Origin of the sequence: Alkalicella caledoniensis, assembly GCF_014467015.1 — a bacterium.
Taxonomy (GTDB): domain Bacteria; phylum Bacillota; class Proteinivoracia; order Proteinivoracales; family Proteinivoracaceae; genus Alkalicella; species Alkalicella caledoniensis.
In genome coordinates this window covers 2,140,347-2,164,853 of sequence record NZ_CP058559.1, presented here as the reverse complement: position 1 = coordinate 2,164,853, position 24,507 = coordinate 2,140,347, and the positions used below count along the sequence as shown (strand labels likewise).

28 protein-coding genes are annotated in these 24,507 nt (G+C 35.9%); 3 read left to right on the top strand and 25 right to left on the bottom strand.

Annotated elements, in window-relative coordinates; translation table 11 throughout:
- Positions 1–55: 55 nt before the first annotated feature.
- The 5 genes from HYG86_RS10705 to HYG86_RS10685 form a co-directional block, all read right to left on the bottom strand.
- Positions 56–778 carry a LytR/AlgR family response regulator transcription factor gene (locus tag HYG86_RS10705; protein WP_213165566.1) on the bottom strand — a complete coding sequence of 241 codons (723 nt, stop codon included), beginning with the start codon at positions 776–778 and terminating at the stop codon, positions 56–58.
- Positions 765–2,483, bottom strand: coding sequence for a sensor histidine kinase (locus HYG86_RS10700; protein ID WP_213165565.1), 1,719 nt, complete (start codon positions 2,481–2,483; stop codon positions 765–767). The genes HYG86_RS10705 and HYG86_RS10700 overlap by 14 nt, the downstream gene beginning before the upstream one ends.
- A 116-nt stretch (positions 2,484–2,599) precedes the next feature.
- Positions 2,600–3,001, bottom strand: coding sequence for a hypothetical protein (locus HYG86_RS10695; RefSeq protein WP_213165564.1), 402 nt, complete (start codon positions 2,999–3,001; stop codon positions 2,600–2,602).
- Between the two features lie 70 nt (positions 3,002–3,071).
- Complete coding sequence (locus tag HYG86_RS10690) at positions 3,072–4,460, bottom strand: phosphoglucomutase/phosphomannomutase family protein (protein WP_213165563.1); 1,389 nt, start codon at positions 4,458–4,460, stop codon at positions 3,072–3,074.
- 357 nt (positions 4,461–4,817) lie between these two features.
- Complete coding sequence (locus HYG86_RS10685) at positions 4,818–5,201, bottom strand: RidA family protein (RefSeq protein ID WP_213165562.1); 384 nt, start codon at positions 5,199–5,201, stop codon at positions 4,818–4,820.
- Positions 5,202–5,302: 101 nt separating this feature from the next.
- Here HYG86_RS10685 and HYG86_RS10680 point away from each other — a divergent pair, with 101 nt between their 5' ends.
- Positions 5,303–6,037: a purine nucleoside phosphorylase YfiH/LACC1 family protein gene (locus HYG86_RS10680; RefSeq protein ID WP_213165561.1), complete on the top strand. Its 735-nt coding sequence runs from the start codon at positions 5,303–5,305 to the stop codon at positions 6,035–6,037.
- Here the strand turns inward: HYG86_RS10680 and HYG86_RS10675 are convergent.
- Together HYG86_RS10675 and rbsK are read right to left on the bottom strand one after the other, a co-directional pair.
- A complete protein-coding gene (locus tag HYG86_RS10675; RefSeq protein ID WP_213165560.1) occupies positions 6,034–6,954 on the bottom strand; it encodes a nucleoside hydrolase in 921 nt (306 codons plus the stop codon). The genes HYG86_RS10680 and HYG86_RS10675 overlap by 4 nt on opposite strands.
- Positions 6,954–7,835: a ribokinase gene (gene rbsK / locus HYG86_RS10670; RefSeq protein WP_213165559.1), complete on the bottom strand. Its 882-nt coding sequence runs from the start codon at positions 7,833–7,835 to the stop codon at positions 6,954–6,956. The genes HYG86_RS10675 and rbsK overlap by 1 nt, the downstream gene beginning before the upstream one ends.
- Positions 7,836–7,961: 126 nt before the next feature.
- Here rbsK and uvsE point away from each other — a divergent pair, with 126 nt between their 5' ends.
- Positions 7,962–8,915: a UV DNA damage repair endonuclease UvsE gene (gene uvsE / locus HYG86_RS10665; RefSeq protein WP_213165558.1), complete on the top strand. Its 954-nt coding sequence runs from the start codon at positions 7,962–7,964 to the stop codon at positions 8,913–8,915.
- Positions 8,916–8,943: 28 nt separating this feature from the next.
- On the opposite strand, the gene HYG86_RS10660 is transcribed toward uvsE, so the two are convergent.
- The 6 genes from HYG86_RS10660 to HYG86_RS10640 all read right to left on the bottom strand — a co-directional run bounded on the left by HYG86_RS10660 (position 8,944) and on the right by HYG86_RS10640 (position 13,376).
- Complete coding sequence (locus HYG86_RS10660; protein ID WP_213165557.1) at positions 8,944–9,885, bottom strand: DMT family transporter; 942 nt, start codon at positions 9,883–9,885, stop codon at positions 8,944–8,946.
- Between the two features lie 85 nt (positions 9,886–9,970).
- Complete coding sequence (locus HYG86_RS10655; protein WP_213165556.1) at positions 9,971–10,768, bottom strand: hypothetical protein; 798 nt, start codon at positions 10,766–10,768, stop codon at positions 9,971–9,973.
- 103 nt (positions 10,769–10,871) lie between these two features.
- Complete coding sequence (locus HYG86_RS10650) at positions 10,872–12,086, bottom strand: arginine deiminase (protein ID WP_213165555.1); 1,215 nt, start codon at positions 12,084–12,086, stop codon at positions 10,872–10,874.
- Between the two features lie 159 nt (positions 12,087–12,245).
- The gene (locus tag HYG86_RS10645; protein ID WP_213165554.1) at positions 12,246–12,404 is read right to left on the bottom strand and encodes a hypothetical protein; all 159 of its coding nucleotides are present in this window, start codon (positions 12,402–12,404) and stop codon (positions 12,246–12,248) included.
- Positions 12,397–12,525 (bottom strand): hypothetical protein, encoded by a 129-nt coding sequence (locus HYG86_RS18290; protein WP_281391273.1) that lies wholly within the window; start codon positions 12,523–12,525, stop codon positions 12,397–12,399. Before HYG86_RS18290 ends, HYG86_RS10645 begins: the two co-directional genes overlap by 8 nt.
- Before the next feature lie 71 nt (positions 12,526–12,596).
- Positions 12,597–13,376: a sugar phosphate isomerase/epimerase family protein gene (locus tag HYG86_RS10640; RefSeq protein WP_213165553.1), complete on the bottom strand. Its 780-nt coding sequence runs from the start codon at positions 13,374–13,376 to the stop codon at positions 12,597–12,599.
- Positions 13,377–13,572: 196 nt separating this feature from the next.
- Here HYG86_RS10640 and HYG86_RS10635 point away from each other — a divergent pair, with 196 nt between their 5' ends.
- Positions 13,573–14,241 carry a BON domain-containing protein gene (locus tag HYG86_RS10635; protein ID WP_213165552.1) on the top strand — a complete coding sequence of 223 codons (669 nt, stop codon included), beginning with the start codon at positions 13,573–13,575 and terminating at the stop codon, positions 14,239–14,241.
- A gap of 21 nt (positions 14,242–14,262) precedes the next feature.
- Here HYG86_RS10635 and HYG86_RS10630 read toward each other — a convergent pair whose 3' ends face one another.
- From HYG86_RS10630 to HYG86_RS10575, 12 genes are all read right to left on the bottom strand, one after another.
- Positions 14,263–14,856 (bottom strand): hypothetical protein, encoded by a 594-nt coding sequence (locus HYG86_RS10630; RefSeq protein WP_213165551.1) that lies wholly within the window; start codon positions 14,854–14,856, stop codon positions 14,263–14,265.
- Positions 14,857–14,965: 109 nt separating this feature from the next.
- Entirely contained in the window at positions 14,966–15,856 is an 891-nt protein-coding gene (locus HYG86_RS10625; RefSeq protein ID WP_213165550.1) for a DUF5667 domain-containing protein, read from the bottom strand.
- A 101-nt stretch (positions 15,857–15,957) separates the two neighbouring features.
- On the bottom strand, positions 15,958–16,416 hold the full coding sequence (locus HYG86_RS10620; RefSeq protein ID WP_213165549.1) for a hypothetical protein: 459 nt from the start codon (positions 16,414–16,416) through the stop codon (positions 15,958–15,960).
- A gap of 6 nt (positions 16,417–16,422) precedes the next feature.
- On the bottom strand, positions 16,423–17,190 hold the full coding sequence (locus tag HYG86_RS10615; protein WP_213165548.1) for a flagellar hook-basal body protein: 768 nt from the start codon (positions 17,188–17,190) through the stop codon (positions 16,423–16,425).
- Positions 17,191–17,211: 21 nt separating this feature from the next.
- Positions 17,212–17,994 carry a flagellar hook-basal body protein gene (locus tag HYG86_RS10610; protein WP_213165547.1) on the bottom strand — a complete coding sequence of 261 codons (783 nt, stop codon included), beginning with the start codon at positions 17,992–17,994 and terminating at the stop codon, positions 17,212–17,214.
- Between the two features lie 190 nt (positions 17,995–18,184).
- Positions 18,185–19,207 carry a rod shape-determining protein MreB gene (gene mreB, locus HYG86_RS10605; RefSeq protein WP_281391272.1) on the bottom strand — a complete coding sequence of 341 codons (1,023 nt, stop codon included), beginning with the start codon at positions 19,205–19,207 and terminating at the stop codon, positions 18,185–18,187.
- A gap of 92 nt (positions 19,208–19,299) precedes the next feature.
- Complete coding sequence (gene spoIIID, locus HYG86_RS10600; protein ID WP_213165546.1) at positions 19,300–19,581, bottom strand: sporulation transcriptional regulator SpoIIID; 282 nt, start codon at positions 19,579–19,581, stop codon at positions 19,300–19,302.
- 96 nt (positions 19,582–19,677) lie between these two features.
- On the bottom strand, positions 19,678–20,490 hold the full coding sequence (locus HYG86_RS10595; RefSeq protein WP_213165545.1) for a M23 family metallopeptidase: 813 nt from the start codon (positions 20,488–20,490) through the stop codon (positions 19,678–19,680).
- A 43-nt stretch (positions 20,491–20,533) separates the two neighbouring features.
- Positions 20,534–21,514: a stage II sporulation protein D gene (spoIID, locus tag HYG86_RS10590; RefSeq protein ID WP_213165544.1), complete on the bottom strand. Its 981-nt coding sequence runs from the start codon at positions 21,512–21,514 to the stop codon at positions 20,534–20,536.
- A gap of 207 nt (positions 21,515–21,721) precedes the next feature.
- On the bottom strand, positions 21,722–22,972 hold the full coding sequence (gene murA / locus HYG86_RS10585) for a UDP-N-acetylglucosamine 1-carboxyvinyltransferase (RefSeq protein ID WP_213165543.1): 1,251 nt from the start codon (positions 22,970–22,972) through the stop codon (positions 21,722–21,724).
- A 19-nt stretch (positions 22,973–22,991) separates the two neighbouring features.
- Complete coding sequence (locus tag HYG86_RS10580) at positions 22,992–23,759, bottom strand: YwmB family TATA-box binding protein (RefSeq protein WP_213165542.1); 768 nt, start codon at positions 23,757–23,759, stop codon at positions 22,992–22,994.
- 176 nt (positions 23,760–23,935) lie between these two features.
- Entirely contained in the window at positions 23,936–24,505 is a 570-nt protein-coding gene (locus HYG86_RS10575; protein ID WP_213165541.1) for a YueI family protein, read from the bottom strand.
- Between the last annotated feature and the right edge of the window lie 2 nt (positions 24,506–24,507).

Sequence of the window (24,507 nt, the reverse complement as noted above, 5' to 3'; positions counted from 1 at the left end):
ATAAAAAAAGTGGCGATTTAAGCCCTGAGTTACTCAAATCAGTGCATGAATTACATTATAATAGTCCCACTTGTTTTTTGAACTCCTGAAGGTAACTTCTGCTCACTGGAATCTCTGTTTCTTTTAGATCCACTAGCTTTAAGTTATATGTATTATTGAACCAAGGTATAATCTCCTCAATCTTCTCTAGGTTTACTATATAACTTCTATGTGTGCGTATAAAAATATTTGGGTCAAGTTTTTCAAATGTGTTTTGAAGGGGGCCAGCATCAGTAAGAGTTCCCTTTGTTGTTTCCAGTATTACCTTTCTCTCATCAACAGTCAAATATAATATATCCTCCGGAGCAATTACAACCATTTTCTCACCTTTCCAAAATGTTAACTTTTTCAAGTACCTTTCGTTTTTTTTACCTTTAGATAATTTATCTATTGCCTTTTGTATGCTTTGATTTACCCTTTCTTGCGAAAAGGGTTTTAATAAGTAATCTATAGCGTTAAGGGAAAAGGCTTCTACGGCATATTCGTCATATGCCGTAGCAAACACTACTCCAATTTCCTTTAGTTTTATCTTCTTGGCAAACTCCACACCATTGTCGTTATTTATTTGAATATCTAAAAAGATCAAATCTATTTCTTTATTAGTAATTTCCACTAGGGCATCTTCTAGATTATCAGCTTCTCCTATTAAATCAACCTTGTCATTTAGGGAAAGTAAATATTTTAATTCTTCTCTAGCTGGCATTTCATCATCTACTAGGAAAACTTTAAGGATGTTCATTGTTCGACCTCCCTGAGTCAAGTGGTATAAGCATTTTGATGGTTGTCCCTTGTCCATCAGTTGACTGAATATCTAAATGGTATTCTTCACCATATAAGTTAATTAGCCTCTCATTTACGTTGGAAAGACCTATCCCGCAGCCAGCTGTTCCTTTTGTGCCGTTGAAAGAACAAGACATGCCAACACCATCATCGGATATGGTTATTTCCATATCTTTCATTCCTTTTACTGCTGATACCTTAATATTTCCCCCATTTTTTTTAGGTAACAAGCCATGCTTTATGGCGTTTTCCACTAGGGGTTGCAGTATAAGTGGCGGAACTAGGCACACCTCTCCTTTTTCTATCTCAAATTCTACATTTAGTTTATCTCCAAACCTTGCCTTTTCTATGGCTAGATATGATTTAACATGTTCAATTTCAGTATTTAGGGACACAAACTCGTTTGTTCGTTGAAGATTTTTCCTAAAAAAGTCTCCTAAGTGTATTAATAACTCCCGTGATGTATCGGGCTTGGTTCTAATAAATGCTACAATTGTGTTTATGGCATTGAATAAAAAGTGTGGATTGATCTGGGCTTGAAGGGCCCTTAGTTCTGCCTTATTTAAGTCTCTTTTTTGTTTTTCGATATTACTCAATTCGATTTGTGTGGAAAATAGCTGTGCAAGACCTGTTGCAAGTTCTATATCTATTGAGGAGATTCCATGGGACGCTTTCCCAAAAAACACAAGGGATCCTATGGGCATGTCTTTATTTTTTAGTGGAACCATTACTGCGGAACTTAATTTGCATTTTTTATGATTACAACCTATCTCATACTTTGTATGGCCTACACTATAATTTCCTGACTCAATTACCTTTTTTGCAAGGATGGTTTTTATCTCCATACCTGGTTTATGGTGGTCTTCTCCTAAGCCAATAAACCCTAGTATTTGAGTTGTATCTGTAATGGCCACAGCCACTGATTCATTATATTCATGGATAATTTCTACGGCCCACTTAGCAGATTCATAGTCCAGTCCATGCCTGAAGTAAGGCAGTGTCTTATTAGCTATTTTAAGGGCTTTTTGTGCCTGTTCAGCGGCAGTTCTTTCCCTTTCTCCGTAGATATTTTGGATAACCATGATAAATAGGGCAATTCCTAAACTATTTAGGATAGTCATAGGTATAATTATAATCTGTACTAGTTCTAAAGCTTCATGAAATGGCCTCGCTAACAATAAAATTAAGGCCATTTGTGTAATTTCTGCTACTACCCCTATATAAAAAGCCGTTGTTGGCCTTATATTCTTTCCCTTATAAATCTTTTTGCTATACCCGCCTATAAGCCCTTCTACAATGGTGGCTACCCCACAGGCTAAAGCAGTAAACCCTCCTATATCTATCCCATAGCGATGAACACCAGCTATGAGTCCAGCTCCTAAACCTACCACAGGCCCCCCTATGATTCCACCAGCTACAACACCAACAACCCTCGCATTGGCTATGGCACCTTTTACAGGGAATCCATTATAAGTAGCTAAGATACCAAAAAGACCGAAGATTATAGCCAGAGTAATCTGCCCTTTTACACCTACCCGTTCTTTATCTATAACTAGGGTTTTAAACAGTGGAATCTTTGTAAGTAAAAAAGCTATAAGTACTATTATTCCAAGGTTATTTATTAAACTTTTAAAAATATCATAAATTGTTATATCTATATCCATGTGGCATGACTCCTATTCTTTATGATTGCTAAATAACATTATAACATAAACAAAGGTTCAGGCTACATTAATCCACTTTTGGATAAAATGTAACCTGAACCCTAAAATCTAGCCTCTTAATTGCTATCTGAAACTGTCTTTGCTATATTCCTCATCCTAGCTTCATAGTCAATTTCTGTATCATAAAATGTTCCGTTTTTACTAACTAGTTTGTTATATAAAACATAGGTATAAGTCTCATCAAAGTCATCTACAAGCCTCACAACTAACCCTCCTCCAACTCGCAATCCCTGGTCGTCGGATAACTGTGATAAGTCTATTGACTCTAATTCAACTAAAATCTCCTTTATTTTCTCCTCATCTGTAATATACTCAGATTGAAATTTAAAACCAGAGTCACTGTCAACATATTCTGTGATTATTATTGTTTCTATAGCAATATTATCAGCATTTTTACACCCACTTATTACAAAAACAAGAACAAAAAGCAAGCAAATAATAACTATACTCCTTTTCATTTGCACCCCTCCTGTTTACATTTGGCTTATAAAGCTCCATAGCCCTTTGCAAATATTCCCCTTTGTCTACTTAGCTTGCTAGGTAATCTTTTGCCCATGCTGCTATTTTATCAAATGTCTCCTGGGTATCACTTTCTATATATACCCTTAAAAGTGGTTCAGTACCTGATGGTCTAAAGAGTACCCAGCTACTTTTATCTTCCAATAACATTTTTGTTCCATCTTTTCTGTTAACTTCAACTACCTTTAGTCCTGCAACTTCAGTAGGTGTGTTTTCCTTAAGGTTATTTAGTATCTCTGCTTTTTTGTCTTCTGGCACCCTAAGGTCAAGTCTTTTGCTTACAAAGTTGCCGTACTTAGCCAACAGTTTTTCCCATTGTTCCTTTAACGGACCTGAGGATACAACCATAAGAGCAACTAAGCAATCCACTAAAAGCCCGTCTTTTTCTGGGATATGTCCGTGGATACTTGCTCCTCCACTTTCTTCCCCTCCTATAAGTACTCCACCTTGCTCCATTGCTTCTCCAACGTATTTAAAGCCAACAGGTGTTTCTGTAACTTCAAATCCCATCTCATCAGCCATTTTATCAATTAGATGAGTTGTGGCAACTGTACGAATAACTCTCTTCTCAGTTGTATTTTCCTTTGCAAGGTATTGGAACATTAGGGGTATCAGCTGATTAGGTACATAGTAGCTACCTTCATGGTCAACTATACCAAATCTATCAGCATCCCCATCTAAAGCTAACCCCAGTTGTGCATTTTCTTCTTTTACCATTTCAACCAAGTCACCTAGGTGCTCTAGGTTTGGCTCTGGAAGGTTGCCACCAAAGTAAGGGTCCTTATGTATATTAATTGCCACAACATGGCACCCTGCCTCTTCTAGGAGCTCTGGAAGGTAGTCAGATCCTGCACCATACATTGGATCTACCACAACTTTTAATCCTTTAAGCTTTGATAAATCCAAAATAGAATTTAGATGTTCTTTGTAATCTTTCCATGGGTTGTATGTGGATGTTTCACCTTTTTTATCTGATACGTATTCTTTTGGGTTGTTTAAGTGATTTTCAATATCCTTGGTGATTTCCATTGTTGCTGGTCCAGCGTAGTGTGGAATAAACTTAATGCCGTTATATTCTGGCGGGTTGTGGCTTGCAGTAAACATAAGAGCACCAGCAGCTTGTTTTACCTTAACACCATAAGCAATAACAGGTGTGGGTGTGGGTTTATCTGTTAGATATACATCCATACCCCATTTATTGGCTAATTCTGTGGCTAGGAGGGCAAATTGATCCCCTAAAAACCTGGTATCGTAGCCTATTACTATCCCTTTATTACCCATACCTTTATAATGCACATGGGCAAGTATTGCATTTACTGCTTTCTCAACATTTGCAAATGTAAAATCTCTGGCAAGAAGTCCTCTCCAGCCATCTGTTCCAAATTTAATCTCTGACATGTCCTTCACCCTTTACAATAGATTTTAACTTAATGTATATTCTACCAAATTTTTGATATTCCTGCAAAGAGCAAACCCCTTAAAACATTTCGCCACCAATTACACCAAAAAAGATTTCACCAATTGGCACCAATAAAGATAATAGACCTAAGCTATTACCACTACTTTTATTAAATGCTAGATTCAGTGCTCAATCCAAGGCAAAGTAATAATCTTGGTCAATATGGACCATACAGTAGCGGACTATCTTTATTGGTGTCCCTTGGTGATTATTTCTTAGCTTTCATGGTGGTGCAATTGGTGGCTAGATTTTTTTAAAACAAAAAGATGTCTGCGTTTTTCGCAGACATCTTTTTGTTAGTCAACTATTGCTATTGCTTCTATTTCTATTCCTACGTCCCTTGGTAGTCTTGCCACTTCTACGCAGGATCTTGCTGGTGGGGTATCTCCGAAGTATGTTGCGTATACTTCATTGATGTCACCAAATTGGTTCATGTCTTTAATGAATACAGTCATTTTAACTACCTTGTCAAAGGAAGTACCTGCTTCATCAAAGATAGCCTTAAGATTTTCCATAACTCTTTTAGTTTGTTCTTTAATGTCTTGAGATACAACTTCCATGGTTTGTGGATCAAATGGAACTTGACCTGAGGTATACAACAGGTTACCAATTTGGATAGCTTGTGAGTAAGGACCTATTGCAGCTGGAGCATTCTGAGTTGAAATTACTTTCTTGTTCATATATAATCCTCCTTAAATAGAATATTATGTAGCATAGTAAAACACTCAATCTATATTTTAATATACCCAACTTTTTAAGTCTATATAAAAGGAGGAAAAAAATGAAAAATTTTTTAAGGTTTAATAATAATAAGCTTGATATTGTAATTTCAACAAAGGAAAATGGCAATATGCTCTACCAAATGGGTGGAAAAGAAGTTTATGAAAATTATCAAAGGCTATCTCAGTCTACGGGTATTGATTTAAATAAGGTAGTAAGGGTTATTTTAAAGAACTCCAGTGAATTTATTGAAGTTGATAGGGCTAAAGGCGGGGACGGAGTCCTTCCTGATAAGCAAAACCTTATAGGTTACGACGGAATCATTACAAGGGACAAAAATTTATATATAGCCATTACCACCGCAGATTGTTTTCCAGTAATTATCCACGATCCAGTCAATGATATTTTAGGGCTTGCCCACTGTGGTTGGAGAGGTATTGTAGAACAACTTGAAGTCAAAATAATGAATAAAATGATAGAAATGGGAAGTAAAATAGATGATTTAGAGATAACCTATGGCCCCGGTATCTGTAGAGATTGCTACGTCCAGCATAATGAATACCTTAGGGATGTTTTCATTCAACAATATTGTTATCCCCTAGATATTATAGAAGAAGTGGATGGTCATTATGCTGTGGACATAAAATTAGCTTCCCAATATAACTTAAGGGAAGCTGGATATACAGGTGATTTTAAAGAATTAAATCTCTGTAATTATTGTGATGACAGGCTATTTTCCGTAAGGCGAGATGGTAAAGAAACGGGCCGTATTGTAAACCTTGTGGCAATGCTCTAACTTGTCAGTGTTTCCATAAATGAGTTTATAAATCTTTTTTCATCAACCTCTATACAAACATTTATGTTTGGTTCTTTACCAAAGCGTCCGTGGACATCTCCAAGGGTTTCACCTCTGGTAAATTCCCCTTTAGTCTCAACTGCCACAAAAACCTTCTGAGTTTTAACTAAGGATTTATCTAAGGCCACACCCACTGCTAAGGGGTCATGTAATGCACATCCTTTCAGTTTGTTGTGGTCTTTATATCGTTCCAAGTAAAAATCTGTCATAGAACCTATGGCTTGCCCTATCTTTCCACCTTTTTCTTTGAGGATTTCTATATGTTCTTCCGTTAAGAGAGCTTGCAAAGTTACATCAAGACCCACCAGCGTTATGTTAGCTCCACTGTTGAAAACTATTTGGGCACTTTCGGGGTCAACATATATATTGAATTCAGCAGCGGGTGTAACATTCCCCCCTGTATAAACTGCACCGCCCATAATTATAATCTCTTTCACTTTATCTATAACACTTTTGTCTTTTTTAATAGCATTGGCAACATTGGTCAAAGGTCCTACCGCTATAAGGGTTACTTCATGGGGGTTATTATTGATTTCATCAATAATAAAATCTACTCCATGTTTATTCCCAATATACTCTTGGGCTGCTGGCAGGTCTAAATACCCTAAACCTGTTGGTCCGTGGATTTGTTCTGCCGTGTGCAATTCTCTTATTAGAGGACCTGCCATTCCTGGGTAAACCTTACAGTTTGCACCTAATAACTTTAGGATTTTTGCTGCATTGTCTGTTGTTTTGTTCAAGGGAAGATTTCCCCCTACAGTGGTGAGACCTAGCAGTTGTACACCTTTGGTCTTCAGTGCCAATGCTATGGCCATTGCGTCATCTATTCCTGGATCAACATCTAAAATTATTTTCATTATTCTCCTCCTATTTCATCTATGGATGGTAAAGATGATTGTGCCCCTAAGCGTGTTACCGTTAAGCTAGAAACTTTTATGGCAAAGTTAATGGCTTCATCTAGCTCCTTACCTTTATTTAATGCCGTGGCTAGTGCTCCAGAGAAGCTATCACCGGCTGCAGTTGTATCTACTACTTCTACCTTCCGTGGAGCAAAATGTTTTATAATATCTTTTGTGTATAGCTTGGCTCCATCTCCCCCAAGGGTTATGATTACATTATTTATTCCCTTTTCTAACAAAATGGATGCTGCTTGATCAACATTACTAGTTTTTGTAAGTTCCATGGCTTCCCATTGGTTAGGTTTGATTATATCTATGTATTGATACAATTCTTCAGGTATTTCTTTAACGGGAGCAGGGTCAAATATAACCTTTGCTCCTTTAGCTTTTGCACTTTTAGCTGCGTAAATTACAGTTTCTATGGGTATCTCCAGTTGGAGTAATAATATGTCATCACTTTCAAATAATTGATCATCAATATCTGTGCTATGCACTTTTGAGTTTGCACCTTCAATTATTATAATGGAGTTTTCACCATCTGAATCTAATACGATATTAGCTAGACCAGTGGAGTCATCCACTTCTTTTATGGTACTAATATGAACTCCCTCATTTGCTAGATGCCCTTTTAAAATCTTACCATATTCATCTTTGCCTACACTACCTACCATCTGAACCTGCGATCCTAGTCGGGACGCTGCCACTGCTTGGTTTGCACCCTTTCCCCCTGGAAATTGAGCAAATTCTATACCTTTCACTGTTTCTCCAAGGTTAGGCCGCTTTTTTGTCCTAAATAATAAGTCCATATTTATACTTCCAACAACTATTATTTTTCCCATTTTCATCCCTCCATTTTCATGATTGTATCATATCTTTATTTATTTTTGTAGTTTTATAATGTTTTTATATAAGTAAGGTGATAATAATCAAGAGTACTTTGAAAACTTATTAAGGGAGGTATTTTGTTGGAAATTCGTTTAGGTTATGTGGCAATGTCCCTTGAGGTTAAGGACTGTTCTCCTTCAAAAACAATTACTCTAAAATCTTTAGATAAGCTGCCTGATAAAGAAAGTCAGCTCTTTCATTTACGTAAACTTACAGAAACTAATCTTAATAACACTTTACGATTACTATACCACAATGCTTCCCTTGGCATTGAAGTTTTTAGACTAACTTCCAAACTTGTACCCATGGCTACCCACCCAATTTCCCAGGGCTTCGATTATACAAATGAATTTAATGATTTATTTTTAAAAATTGGTACTTATATAAAGGAAAAAGGCTTTCGAGTAAGTGCCCACCCCGATCACTTTACTGTCCTTAACACTCCTAAAGAAGATGTACTTAGTGCATCCATCAAGGATTTACAGTATCACCATAAACTCTTCCAAGCTATGGGTTTACCTAATAGTAGCCTGGTATTGCATGTAGGGGGTTCCTATGGCAATAAAGAAAGGGGTCTGGAAAGGTTTGCAGAAAATCTGGATAAACTCCCCTTACCATTAAGGGATAGAATCATTGTGGAAAACGATGATAAATCTTACACTGCAGAGGAGGTTTTAACTCTTTGTCAAAGGGTTAAGCTTCCTATGGTACTTGATTATCATCATTATCTTTGTAATAAAGGACCATTCCCCTTAGAAGAGTTGATTAGTGATATCTTTAAAACCTGGAAGGGTCAAATACCCAAGGTACACATATCTAGCCCTAAAAATGAAAAACATTTTAGGCACCATGCTGATTTTATAGATGTCACTCAATTCATGAATTTCATTGAGATCATTCAAGGTAAAGCTGCTAACCTAGATATTATGATAGAAGCAAAGGCTAAGGATACTGCCCTTTTAAAACTACTTTCAGAGTTGAAGAAGGTCCAAGGAATCTCAGTAGGTCCAGGGGCCAAAATTAAGATAAAATGAGTGACTTTCCAAAAAGTCACTCATTTTTTTACGCTACCTCTTCAATACTTATAGTTCCCTTGTCTTTTAAAACAAATTTATTAGTCCCCCATACCCCGAATATTATAAGAATACTGCCTACTATATGGTATAGGTAAAAACTCTCCTTCCCAATAAAAACACCTGCAAAAATTGAAATCACTGTCACAAGGTTTGCAAATACTGCTCCCTGAGATGCCGTTACCTTTGATAAAGTAAAATTAACCATAAAGAATGCAATAATAGAGGATAGTATGCTTAGATAGCCTAATCCTACTAGTACTTCACTTTGCTGCAGTGGTAAGAAAAATTCCCCTAAGCTATTATTAGATATATGTTGGGAAACGGCTACTATCGAGAAAAATACTGAGCCAAAACCCATCATAAAGTATGTTATCTGTAGTGGCTTTAATTGATTTGATAAACTTCTAGATAGTATGTTAAAAAATGCTGCGGATATTACTGCTAGAGAAAGCATGGAAAAGCCTAAGAGGCTACTTCCAAATTCCACGCTATCCTGAAATAATACTATTACAGAAACCCCAATGGTAGATAAAATAATAAAAGGTATTTGTTTTTTTGTTGGGTACTCTTTTAAAAAAACTGCACTAAATATAGCCACCAGTATAGGTATAAGTGCTATCATTAAGCCAGATTCAGAGGAAGATGTCATCTTTACACCTATGGTCTCCCCTGTAAAATACAATAGTGGCTGAAATAAAGCTAATAAAAATAGATATGGATTAAGAAGTTCTTTTGTTAAGGGGATATCTATAACCCTTGTGATTTTCAGTATGGTCATTACTGAAAAAGCCAATAAAAACCTAAAGCTCAAAAGATGAAATGGTTCTATGTGCTGCAGCACCCTTGAGGTAAAAAGAAAAGAAAAACCGAAGATGGTTGCGTATGTTAGCCCCGAAAAAAAGTGTATTGGCATAGTTTTTTTAGCCATTTTATTATTGCCTCCCAATATTTAGACTCTAGGAATATTATATTACAGCTTTAAATAAAAAAACAGACCCTTAAGGTCCGTTTTTCTATTTAAATAGATGACAAGGATTTCCACAAGGGCATTTTTGTTTTATTCCCTTTAAGGATGGCTCTCCTTTGAGTTCTTTAAGGAATTCAAAAGCTTCCTTTACATCTTCTTCTTCACCAATAAATAGTAGTGTTTGAGCCCCTTCACTTCCACCAATTCCCCCTGCACCATACGGAACCACGTCTACTCCGAATAGGAAACTCAGCGCCTCTATCTCTGATACTATTTGGCCTGTGGATACAGGGATCATCCCACATGACATGCCTAGGGAGTAATCTATCTTATGTATTCCACCTTCTTTAGCTGCTAAAACAACTGAAGGAACTAGTTTCTCTAATCCCACTGGAAGGACTAGGTCAATACCCTTTGCCATCAGGGTTGATAGGGCTGTTCCAATGGTCCCCCCTTGAGGGTGTGCAACCATGACCCCTACATTTCCTTGTAAATCTAGAGCGTTTCCACCTTTAATAAAAACATCCCCTTTTTGCATTTCACCCAAGGCTTCTGTCCATGGCAGGTGGACTTGCTGGCCATCTTTTATAACAACTGGTTGCAGCCTCTCTTCATTTGGGGTAATACAGGCTAGACCCTTTACGATAACTCCAGCTGTATATCTATCCTTTTCGATACTTTGACCTAGAAGTTCTTCGACTATGTACCCATTTGTTGTACCTCCAGCCACTATGATTATTCCTTTTTCTAGTGCTTTTTGTATTTGTGGCAATTCTGCAACTGCTTTAGCTATTAGTCTTTTAGACTCTGAGACAGTAAGTGTTATTAAACCGCGTTTTTCCATGTAATCTCCTCCTATATTCTTACTATCATATATATTATCAAAAAAAAGCAGACTTGGGAAACTAGTCTGCTTAACATGCTTCGTTTTAATGTTGAAATACATTTCACTTGAGATTCTCTCTGGATATGGGCATGCTCATACATCTTGGGCCACCACGGCCCCTAACAAGTTCAGATCCCTCAAATTCAAGTATATCTATTCCTTCTTTTTTCAACTGTTTGTTGGTAACCATATTTCTGTTGTAAACCAGTACCTTCCCTGGTGCTATTGCTAGGGTGTTAGTACTGTCACCCCATTGTTCCCGTGCTGCGATGATTGGGTCATCTTCCCCTGAAAATATTATTTTTACTGGCCTATTTAAGGATTTTTCTAGATCCTCTTTTAAACCATTACCTTTTTTTGCTTTAACTTTGCCTTTTTTGTCAGCAGTCATTAAATATGTATATGTTCTGTCTTTTATCCCTGGATACATTAAAAATTTATCATGATCTACCATGGTTAACACAGTGTCTAAATGCATATAAGCTCTCTTAGCAGGTATTTGAACAATAAGTATTTCTTCAGCCAGTTGTTTTTCTATAAGAATTTCCTTCGCAACTGTTTCTATTGCCTGAACTGTAGTCCTTTCGCTTAAACCTATCATAATAGTCTTCTCTGACAAAACTATTATGTCACCACCTTCTACTCCTGGTGGTAACGAACTCCCCCATATGGGTTCTATATTTTTGAATACGTTATGATGTTTTAGTATGTACTCAATAAATAAAGTCTCTCTTCTTCTAGTGTCATTGAACATAGATCCCGTTAACATACTATTTGCCATTGCTATCCCTTGGTCCCTAGAAAAATACATACTAGGTAATGGTGCTAGGTAAAAAGGAAAGCTCGATTTTGTAAGATCAGCAAGGGACTCACTGTCCTTAATTGTCTGAACATAGTCCTTTTTTAAGCCTCTTATAAGGGTATCTATAACATAGCTATTATCTTTTTCCATCAGGTAATCATATACTGCTTCCCTTGTATCCATATTGGCTATGTGGCTTAAGTCTAAGTGTTCACCTATAAATTGTTCCTTTAGTTGTGACTTTTCATTTAAAACATCAGCCATCAGTTCTGTAATGTATAAGACTTCTACCCCTTCATCTCTCATAATTTTTACAAATCCGTCATGCTCTTCCCTAGCTCTCTTAAGCCAAGGAATTTCATCAAATAGAAGTTCTTCTAAAAATTTAGGTGTTAAGTATTCAAGTTCTTCTCCCGGTCTATGAACAATAACCTTTTGAAGTTTCCCTATATCATTAGTAACTTGCATCTGCATATTTTTTTCCTCCTGAGTTAAAATATGATAATCCTTATTTTAGTTTTAATTTTGGAAGACAAAAAAATACATAAAACTTTGATACCCTATTAATCTTCTACAAAAAATAAAGATAAATAAAAAAACCCATAAGGGTTTTTTATTTATCTTTATGAAATGCTAGTTAGTTCTCGCCCACAGGTTGTACATGATTACAAGAAGGGTTCCGGAAAAAATAAGTAGTAGTCCGGTAAAAAAACCATAGGCAAAAAGTAGTGCACCGTTCACACCAGTTATGTTATAAATACCTTCAACAAAAATAGAGAGAATTCTATTCATGTTCTTCACCCTGTTCTGTATAAACCATATTAACTAACATTTTTATAACATCCAACGCCAAATAGGCTCCCACAACAAATCCAGCTACAGGAAATAAAATGGTAAATACTACTTTGTACATTTCTCCCCATCCCTTTTTATTTAATAAGTAAAAAATATCATTTTATACATGGTATTGTCAATGTAAAATTTTTAGAAATACTTTAATTTAAACTTCTTAAATTCTCCCTTTAGGTCATGGGGCAGATACTTGCCGTACACTTCTATAAAAACTGGGCCAGTATATTTGAGCTCTTTTAGATTGATAAAAAAATCATCAAACTCGAAATTGCCAAACCCCGGGAAAATACCTACATCCTTTTCTTTTATATCACTAATATGAACGTTTACCAAGTCTGTTCCCATTACTTTGGCTAGCTTATTGGGGTCTACAAGACTCTTTACTGCTTGTTTGTTATCCAAGGTGTAATATAGATTTTCTATTTTTTCTCCTTTGAGAAATTCTACAAATTCCATTTTACCACTGACACACCATGAAACATTCTCTTGGGATATGCCAATATCATATTCTTTCGCTATATCTGTTATTTTGCGCACTCTATCTATTATCATGGGCCACTGATTAACAGGTGAGCTTACAAGCCTTGGTCCATGAAAATTATAATACTTCGCACCTAAAATCTTACAACACTTAAATATTACTTTAAAAATCTCTATAGCGTCATCCACTTCCCTTTTATAATCTGAAAACAACAGTGGTTCAAAGCTTGCAGAGCTTGGATGTACAGAGTATACCTGCTGTCCATTCATTTTGATTTTTTCAGATAGATTCTTTATATACTCTTCCTTGTATTCGCTCTGTGTCTGCAAAAACACTTCTATTTTATCTACTCCCAGTTCAGAAATAAGTTCTATGGTATTTTCTGTATATATTTTTGGGTAAAAAGATGCTGTGGATATCCCCAAATTCATTTTAAAACCTCCTAATTTTAAGTGTAGGGTAAATATAATTTTACCCCAGCAATTATTTTATAACAACCTATTTTACTTATATCATAACAATAAATCTGAAATTTTATTTTTTCTCTATTTTACATAAATGATTATCTAACATTAAGCGGATAATAAAAAAGAAAACACAAAACAATAAATATAGGGAGGTTTAAATATGGGTAAGAAAGAAGAGTACCAAGATGGTGCTTCAAGGCTAGATTTGAGGTACCTGGATAATGCTAGACCTAGGGAATCAAAATCTCAAGAAACTCAACTACACAGTAACGAACATTCTATTTTAGATAATAAAGATGTAAAAACCCCTATTGAGAGCAAGATTGAAGGGGATGTAAAAAAAAGCCAAGTATATCAGGCTACTGATAATGATCTTCAAAACAAGATTCAAGGTATTTTTAACAACGATACTAACTTAGCTAACTATGATATAAGAGTATATTGTAATCAAAGGCAAATAGAGATCACTGGGATAGTTGATGCTTTATCAGAAAAGGAATATGCGCAAAAATTGGTTCAAACCCATTATGATCTACCTGTGGTTAACAGTATTAGCATCAGTACTGATGGCCACATAGTAGATAAGGATGTAGAGCAAGAGTTAATTGAAGAACTAAACCTAAGAAACTTAGATTATAAGGAATTAAATATCAAAGTAAATGACGGTGTTGTTACACTATTTGGAGAAACTAATAATGATATTAAAGATGTCATTGCCGCAATAAAAACTGCTCGGGGAGTAACCCAAGTTCAGAACCTAACATCACATAAAGAACCTACCCTTGATGACATTTTCCACAGTCAAGTAAACAACGATAAAGAGGACTAACCCATAAGGGTAGTCCTCTTTTTATGCTTGTATTTTTTTAATAAACTGGTTGCAGATACTTTTTAATGGATTTATAAATAGACTTATTAAGCCAAACAATACAATTGTCAGTGGCCAAAACTTTCCTATGAGAACAATAAAATTCATCTGTACTGTGTTTGTGGTATGTAAGTATAGTAGTGCTCCAAAAAGTGAAATTGTTATTCCAGGTATCAGTGGCCAATAATCCTTCCATTTACCCTCTAGGGCATAAAAGACTAAGAACCCTGACCCTACAAAAAACACAACTGCAGAGTCTCCTCCATCAGGAAAGAGGTCTGTTAATAATAGTATAATATATAGACCGAGGCTAAGCATATGTGAGGCCATGAAGGAAAAATAATGGTTTCTTCTGTAAATAAAGTAAAGTACTAAAAAGAAAATACCAAGGATAAATGGGTAAACCATCACCAACCTACTAGATAGTGTTAAGTTCAGTACAAGTATAAACAGTCCCACAAGCATCGTACTTGTGGCAAAAACTTGTTTATTGCAATATGTTGAGAATTTTGAGTAGCTAGATTTTATAACTGCTAAAGAGTTATTTAAGATAGACAGTATTCTTTCTTTATTCAAAATATCACCTCCAACTATTTATATTCGCTATCTCAAAGTATTTTCCTGTATACTTTTAAGGTTTTTTATCATTTTCATTAAAAAAAAGGCCACATAGTGACCTTTTGATTTAACGATTGTGTTTACTGTTTTTATTGCTATTTTTTGCGCCATTTCCATTGTTGTTTTTGTTGTTTTTGTTGTTTTTGTTATTTTTATTTACTTCACTTTCCGTAGAAACTTCAACAGAAATCTCTTCTTTTACATCATCTTGCAATAGTTCTTCAGTATTCTCCTCTGTTACTTCATCAGTTTTCAAAGAAGGGTCTTTCCTAAGAATATTTGCTATTCTTTGTTCTTGCCCTTTAGAAATATTAGCTAAAGCCCTTTGCAAGCCTGGCTTCGCACTTTCAGGAGCAGATTCTATTTTCACTTCAAATTTGTGTTGAAGTCTTTCCCTCTGCTCATTAAATTTTTGAAGCTTTTGTGCGTTTTTATTTAGTACTTCTTCTAACATTTCATCATTATCTTCTTCGTTTTCGTCTAAATCTACATCTACCTCTTCTTCATCTTGTACATTATTTTCTTCATCTTCATCGATAGCTTCTAACTCTTCTTCATCTATGTTATCAGCAACTTCTTGGGCTAGTTCCATGTAATTTATAAAATCTGCTATTAGCAGCTCTATATACCCGAACTTTTCCTCTTCGTTTTCTATAAGGTCTAATTCTATCAACCTCTTCTCAGCTAGTTCTGTATAGTAATCTAGTTTTTGGTTGTCTAGTGAATAGAAGTATCCCTTCAACTCTTCAAATAGTCTTTTAATAGTGTAAACCTCAGACTCTGGAGTTATAACTTCTTCCAAAAATTCATCCTCTGTAAGGTCAATCTGTTCGGGAAATTCTATATCCCCAATGCTCTCCTCGCTGTCTTCTACAACAGAGATTATTGGCTCCTCTGCAAAAGCTACAGTGTTTAGCCCTAACATAAACATCAATAGTATTACTGCTATTTTTTTCATATACATCCCTCCATTATCTTGTTTCACTAGTTTATACGTATGTAAAACAGTAATTTTAGGGGGTAAACTAAAAAATAAAAACGAATAGTTCGTTTTTATTTTTATTTTTTATATTTTTTTATAATTGGGCCAAGATAGCTTACCATAAAAACCCCAGCCACTGCAGCTATTAGATCTAAGACTATAGTTTCAACTGGATATCCTAGGAAAAAGAAAATAATATTTTTGGCCAGTAACCCTAGGCCTATGCCTATAAAAGTGAATTGCACCAAAGACTTGTTTTCGCCTTCCTTGTATCCTTTCTCCACAAAGTAGTTATAAATAACAATAAACAGTACCAGACCTAAAAAAGATATGATTCTAAAGGTTATATCTCCATTTAAAAGTAGCATTGCTGAAATGGCCACACTTAAAGTGGCAAATTTGCTTCCAACAAAAGGATTTAATAAAGCTAATATTCCAACTAAAATGGATGATTGATAGGCGATATTTTCTAATATTGCTAAAGATACTAATCCGACTATCGTCCCGAATATAGTTATTATGATATTAAACACCATAATTCCCTACCTTCTAATATTGTTTGCATGGGACATCATTTCGTCGGCAGTGTGGATTATTTTTGCACTTGCCTCCAAAGCCCTTTGATTTATGATCATCTGGCTAAACTGATCAGCAAGGTTTACATTAGAACCTTCCAAAAAACCCTGTTTCAAATTAGTTCCTACAATATTGGGCTGTCCAGAGTTCTCTGTGGCTACAAAGAGATTTGCCCCTTGAGCCAATAGTCCCCCACTGTTTGGAACATCAAAAATTGTAATACTTCCTAGTTCTTGTATTTCCCCTTGTGCATTTGTGCCTGTCAAAATCCCCTCGGGCGAGAAGCTAAGGTTACTGAAATCACTTAAATTTCCAACAAAGTTTCCCATTACAGGGTAACCGTCACTATTTGTTAATACCCCATTTGTATCTATTTGAAAATTCCCGTGCCTTGTTAGATGCATTTGTCCATCTTTGTTCATCCCAAAATACCCGTTTCCTTGTATTGCCAAGTCCAAGGGACCATCGGTTCCTATAAGTGGACCTTGGGTGAAGTTTTTAGTTGTGGAGCCAGGTCTTACTCCATGTCCTATCATTATACCTAAGTTACTCAACCGGTTAGGATTTTCGAGATTTTTATTTTGTTGAAGGTTTGCGTAAAAAAGATCTTGAAAGTTAGTTCTGCTTTCTTTAAATCCTGCTGTATTTACATTTGCTATATTGTTAGATATTGTATCAATTTGTCTTTGTCCTGATATTATTCCTGATGCACCTGTGTATAAAGAACGAATCATTATTATTTATCCCTCCTACTATTATCTAACACTAGCTATTTCATTTACTGCTTTTCCTAAAGTCTCATCATGGGCATGAATAGCTCTTTGGTTTGCTTCGTATGCCCTCATTGTTGCAATTAGTTCTACCATTTCATCTGCCAAATCGACGTTTGAGCCTTCCAAGTATCCCTGAATAATTTCCCCTTGAACTCCACCTTCTGTTGTTCTTGCTGTTGTAGCAAAAAGGTTGTTTCCTAGTTTGTCCAAACTATGGGGATTTTGTATGGTAGTAATTCTTATTGTATCTATAAATTGATCACCCACAGAAATCTGTCCGTTGGTGGAAACAGAGAATTGGCCATTATGTCCCTGTGGCAGCGTTATCCTCCCATTGCTCCCATGTAAGTACAAACCATCTCCATTTACAAGGTTTCCTTGGGAGTCTATGTTGAAGGAACCATCCCTTGTTAAAAACAGTTGTCCTCCCTGTTCAACAGTGAAAAATCCATTGCCCGCAATGGCTAAGTCTGATTTTATGTTTGTTTCAATCATATTACCTTGAAGAAAGTTAGTCAGTGTCTCATCAAGGAATACTCCCATTCCTAAGGGACCCACCGCTGGTTTTTTATCAGTATTCCCAAAAGAGGTTCTAAGAATCTCATCATTTAATCTATGTAGAAATAAATCTTTGTCCGCTGCTATGGCGCTAGAAGCTTTTTTAAAGCCCGTTGTATTAGAGTTTACTATGTTGTTAGCTATGTTTTCTTGCTTTCTTTGTTGTGTAATCATGCCTGTCTTTGATATATGTAAACCTCTTATCATAATTCAATTACCTCCCAGTGGATATACTACTCCTTATAATAAAGAGTAGACTATTTAATGGCTTATGTCAATGGTAAATAAGGCTTAAAAACGCCCGAAAATACGCTTTTGCTTTGAATCTTCATTAAAGGACAGTGCCTATTTCCTCCAAGGGAATTAAAAAAGTTAAAGTGAAGGCTTAGCCTTCACTTTAACTGCTTTTTTTACTTCCCACTAAAGTATCTTGTATAGAGTCTAAAACTTCTAATGCTAGGCCTGTACCCCTAACCACGCAGGTTATAGGGTCCTCAGCTAGAATAACCGGGCTACCTAAGTGCTCAGATAAGAAAACATCGAGACCATGAAGCATAGCTCCTCCACCTGTCATAAATATTCCTTTATCCATAATGTCTGCTGCCAGTTCTGGTGGAGTTCGTTCTAATACTTTATGTGTGCTTCTTAGTATGGCGTAAATAGGTTCTTCCATAGCTTGATAAGCTGAATGTGAGTCAATCTCTATGGTCTTAGGAAGGCCACTTACAATGTCCCTTCCCCTAATCTCCATTTTTTCGTTTCTAGATTTTAAATGTGCCGTACCAACTTTAATTTTGACGTCTTCCGCCGTTCTTTCCCCTATCATTAGGTTATGCTTGTCCCTAATGTGCCTGATAATTGCTTCATCAAAGCGATTACCACCAACTCTAATGCTTTCTTTTTCAACGATACTACCCAAAGAAAGTACAGCAACGTCTGTGGTACCACCGCCTATATCAACAACCATATTACCACAGGGTTCAAATATTTCTAAACCTGCTCCTATTGCTGCAGCTCTAGGCTCCTCAATTAAAAATACTTCTTTAGCGCCTGTTCTATACACTGCTTCTTCTACTGCTCTTTTCTCAACTGTAGTGATACCTGCAGGTACGCAAACCATAACCCTATGCTTAAAGAATAAGGTATTACCTGCAGCCTTTGATATAAAGTGCTTAAGCATAACCTCAGTCAAATCAAAATCCGCTATGACACCATCCCTTAATGGTTTTACAGCCGTTATGTTCAGAGGTGTCCTACCAAGCATAAGCCTGGCTTCTTCCCCTACTTTAAGGGTTTTGTTGGTGTCACTATCCACTGCAACTACTGAGGGCTCATGTAGTACGATTCCTTTGCCTTTAACAGTAACTAATACACTGGCAGTTCCTAAATCAACTCCAATATCCTTGCTAAAACTCATCATTTAATTTCCCCCTCAATCCCAAAAAATTCAAGAATACTTACCATAATATTCTACATAGTTTTAAAAAATCCTTTAAATTCCAAATAAATGTTTTACTCTATTATTTCTACAAGCTTACCATCTTTTTCATCAATCATATACTTGAGTCTAGTGGATTCGCCACCTCTTAAGTGTCTCTCATTTTTGTTCTTTTCTAGTACATCCCGTACTTGTTCATAAAGATCTGTGTTAATCATCGGTAACCTTTCTACTAAGTCTTTGTGGACTGTAGACTTACTCACTCCGAATCTTTTAGATATTTCCCTTACTGTCTCACCTGTGTTTATCATGTGTTCACTAATTTCTATTACCCGTTGAATAATGTAATCGTGCATCTCAGAGCCCCCCTCAACTAAAATACTATTCAATTATATTCACCTCGTTGAAGGGATATTCTAAATAAAAGTAATATAGGTCCCAATATGAGGGACCTAATTAAGATATAGCTCAGGATCAACATTCTGTTTGTTTTTCTTAAGTTCAAAGTATAGGTGTTCTTCGCTAAAGCTTTGGTTTAAGTAGTTAGAACCAACTGAACCAATACTGTCACCTACAGTTAAGTTTTGTCCTATCTCCACTTTAGTGTTTTCTAGGTTATAATAAATACTTTCCCAAAGAACCTTATCTTGGTCTACATAAACAACTTTGACTACTTTACCATAAAGGTATGATTCTGCAATATCTACAACTTCCCCAGGTAGCGCAGCCCTCACATTACTACCCTTTGTTGCGGCTATGATAATGCCATCTAAATAGTATGGTTGTCCATCATCCCTATACTGAAACTCTTCGCGAAACTTTCCTTCAATTGACCTGAGCCCGTCAATTGGCCACATTATTTCATTACTAATGTCAAAAACCGGTTCAGAGTCTATATCTTCCTCTGAGATTTCTTCATCTTCCTCTTCTTTTCCAGGGGACTCTCTTTTATCATCTTCTGGGTCATCTAAATCAGTTTCACCGGGTAGATCAGGTTCCTTTTCTACAGGGTCTTCAACAGGCGGTCTGTTCGCTATTATGTTAAAGGGCATTTGGCTCCTTTGCCACCATGTAACTCCACCGAATATTATTGCCACTAAGCAAATATATACAATGGTTGTTTTCATGTATTTAGGTAGGGCTAAGAATTTTGTAAACCCCTTAACTACATTTTCTTTAATAGACTTAAAGACCTTTGTAAAAAACTCCTTAGTTTGGATAAATCCTTTTTTAATTACATTTTTTATTTTGTTCATTTTTTCCATAATAATACCACCCCTCAAGGTGGTATTATAACCCCATTTATTTTTAATATTCCAAGATGTTAGCAATTTCTACTGAAGTATAATAAAAATTTATAATATCTTTATAGTTATAGCTTTTTTTTGCCATTCCATTAGCACCATACTGACACATGCCTACTCCGTGCCCATAGCCCACCACGGTAAAAGTTATGTTATTTCCATCATATTTATATGTAAACCTTGCTGAATCTAGTTTAAATAACATTCTTACGTCATTGCCCCTAAATATTTTATCCCCAATTCTGTATTGTATTACTCTATCAGAATTTGTTTTTGACACAGGTTCCATATCTATTTTTGTAGCCCCTATTACGTGTTGTAGTCCCTCCTGTTGTAAAATTTGCCCAAGTTGATATTTGGTATATGTAACTTTAGAGTTAAATCTAGATGAATCTTTGCAAAAAGAGCACTCCTTCCCTCTTAAATAGGGAATAGCATTTGTAAAAACATCCTCTGAATCTTCAGTAGCACCTCCACATGTGGAGTGGTACAAAGCATCTATTGTTGTTCCTTCGTAGGTTATTATTTCTCCCATGGTTGAGTATACTGCTTCAGTTATTTTTTCCCAGTTAGCATTTTTTTGCCAGAAACTCCAGTTAGATTTGGCCTCTTCTTCTGTGACATAATGTTGGTTTTCTGCATAGTCAGTGGATATATCAGCTTGGGGGTATCCACTATAACCATTTCCACCAAACTGCCTCATTCTAGCCACTGCATATGTTCTAGCGATAACAGCTTGGGCCTTTAGTGCTTCTATATCAAATGAAGCTGGCATCTCTCCAGCAACTACCCCCACAATATATTCTTCTAGGTACATTTCCTTAAGTTTATTCTCTTTATGAAAATATACGTTTATCTTTAATAGCTCTTCTTCTTCCACGTATTCTGGGATGCTTGGCCCCTTACAGCTCCTAACTAAGATAGCTGGTAGTACTACCACAGCAATCAAAAATGTTATAAAATAAATTGCTATATTTTTTCCCATATTATTTGCCCCCTCGTAAAGAGTATTTATAAATTCTATGTAGGATATAAGGGGATGATTACAAATAGTTATGAAGGATTTGGTAATGCAAGTAATAGTCAATTGATTAGTGAACTATATTTGAAATTAATTTTTATATAAAAACCCAGGTATTCACATTAAAAAGGTGAATACCTGGGTTTCATTGGTGTATTTAGTACAAGATATTTATCTACGCTCAATTTTTGCTCCTAAGCTATTAAGTTTGCCTACTATGTCTACATATCCTCTATCTATATGGTATATGTTTCCTATTTCTGTGACTCCATCAGCTATTAGCCCTGCTAGTATTAAAGCTGCTCCAGCCCTTAAATCTGTTGCGAATACGGGGGCTCCTGTTAGTTCTTTAACACCAGTTACAACAGCTGATCTCTCTTGAATCTTAATTTTAGAATTCATTCTTTTTAGTTCATCCACATGCATAAATCTGTTCTCAAAAACTGTTTCAGTTACTACACTTGTTCCCTCTGCCACTGTTAGCAGGGCCATCATCTGAGGTTGCATATCAGTGGGAAAGCCAGGGTAGGGTAGTGTCTTAACATCAATTGATTTAATTACTCCTTTAGATTTCACCCTAAGGCCATTATCTTCTTCTATTATTTCCATTCCACATTCTTGTAATTTAGCCACTACAGGTTTTAAGTGATCATAAATACAGTTCGATATGAATACATCTCCACCTGTTAAAGCAGCTGCCACCATATATGTACCAGCTTCTATCCTATCTGGTATTACTGTATATCTATTTGATGACAACTTTTCAACCCCAGTTATTTTAATTACATTAGTCCCTGCTCCTCTAACCTTTGCCCCCATGGAGTTAAGGTAGTTTGCAAGATCTACGATCTCTGGCTCCGCAGCTGCGTTTTCAATAATTGTTTGCCCTTGGGCATATGTAGCTAACATCATTATGTTTTCAGTTGCCCCGACACTGGGAAAGTCTAGATAGATACGATTACCCACAAGTTTTGATGCCTTAGCCTCAATGAAACCATGACCGGTTATTATTTCTGCTCCTAAGGCTTGAAAACCCTTTAAATGTAAATCAATGGGTCTTGTTCCTATGGCACATCCCCCTGGCAGGGAGATTTTTGCTTGCCCTAGTCTTGCTAGTAAAGGTCCCATTACCAAGAAGGAAGCTCTCATTTTTCTTATTAGCTCATAAGGTGCAGTAGTGCTAGTGAGGTTGCTACTATCTATACTATAAATGCCGTCATTCTCTTCAACCTTAGCTCCTAAGCTTTCTAGCACCTTGAGTATAACATTAACATCTTCTAGGGGCGGTATTTCTTCTAGAATTGTTTTCCCTTGACATAGCAGTGAGGCTGCTAGAATTGGTAAAGCTGCATTTTTTGCCCCACTAACTTTTACAGTACCTTTTAAAGGTCCCATCTTCCCTGTGACATATATTTTCTCCATATTACTTCACTCCTAATTTTTAGTAGCTTGATTCGATAACTGGATTAGCTATTGTTAAATAATATTGCTCAATGGTTTCATCATAATATACTGCCATATGAAGATTATACTTCTTATCATTCATGTTAACAGTATTTTTAAGAAGTGGGCTATAACCAATAAAACCCATGGATCCTCCTTCATTGCTGTAGTCAGATACCAGTTTAGCTCCCATATTCTTGAAACCTAAGTAAATCTGCTCAATGACTTCATTTCTTGTTAACTCCCCTGGTAACTCCTTGTAAATAGCTGTATTTATAACCAGAGAACTTTCAACATCTAACGTATGCTCAATCTTTGTTAATTCTTTTGATACACGATCATATATCTCATTTACTTTAGCGTCTTTAGCCAAATCTACAGCTATTGATATGTAAAGTTTACTATCATTTAAATTCAGGATAGTTTTATAATAATTCTTTTGGTAATACCAGTCCATTGATGCATATTCATTATCTTCTTGGTCATTGATATAAACATTGTCAAAGTCAAAAGTGTCTAGGCCTAAATTTGATACAATCTCTTTCATGTACATTGCCATATCTTCTTTATTATTTTCCCCTTCTATAGCCAGGTATCCATTGATACTGTAACCTAATATATCACCATCCATGCTATTTGCCCCATATAATAATAGTCCTGTTTCATCTTGTATATTATGACGACTTTGCTCTACACTTATCAACGCAGTGCTTATAGACAATAATAACACAAGTAGTATAGATAACAACAAATATTTTTTCCTCATAATCTCTCCCCCTATCTCTAAGTAATTTAAATTGTTGACTACTAAGTGTAATTCTATACAGTTATTTTTTACAAAACATAAAAAAATATTATAAAAAAAACCATAGGATTAAAGAATTACAAAGGAGATAAAGAAATAGGCTTTACAAAAAGAAAAAGCAGACAAATTTGTCTGCTTTAACATCCTGTGCATTTTGTACCTTTTAACTTATCTAGTAATGTCATTAAACTGTAGTTTCTTAGCTCGTAAGGAGCTAACTCCTTAATCTTGTTGTAGCAATCCTTACAAACCTTTAGACCTGGATTATCTACGATTTTTTCTGGAAGGCCCAGATCTAATAATTTTTCCCTACGTGTTTTTACTAGAACATCTTCAATATCCACTGCCCGTTCAGCTGCTACCACAAGCCCGAGGTCTCCTTTAAATGAATCCCCTTCAACTGTTGTAAAGCTTACATTGTTCTGCTTTGCCAGTCTAATGTACTCAGCGGCTTTTTTTAAGTCAGCTTTTCTATTTATAACTAGTTTTTTTGAACGTGTGTCCTTTATGGCGTCTTCAATCTCTTTATAAGTACCTTGTTCATGAAGTTGTGGGATTGTCAAAGCTTTAAGGACCCTTTCTCGAAACTCACCTAAGAAAAGAGCCTTCTCTTCCTTTTTGAGTTCTGAGACACCTTGACCCTTTATTAAGTATTGCTCAAGCTTATCCTTCGAAGCTAGGCCCTTAATTCTATCCCTCTCATCCATGA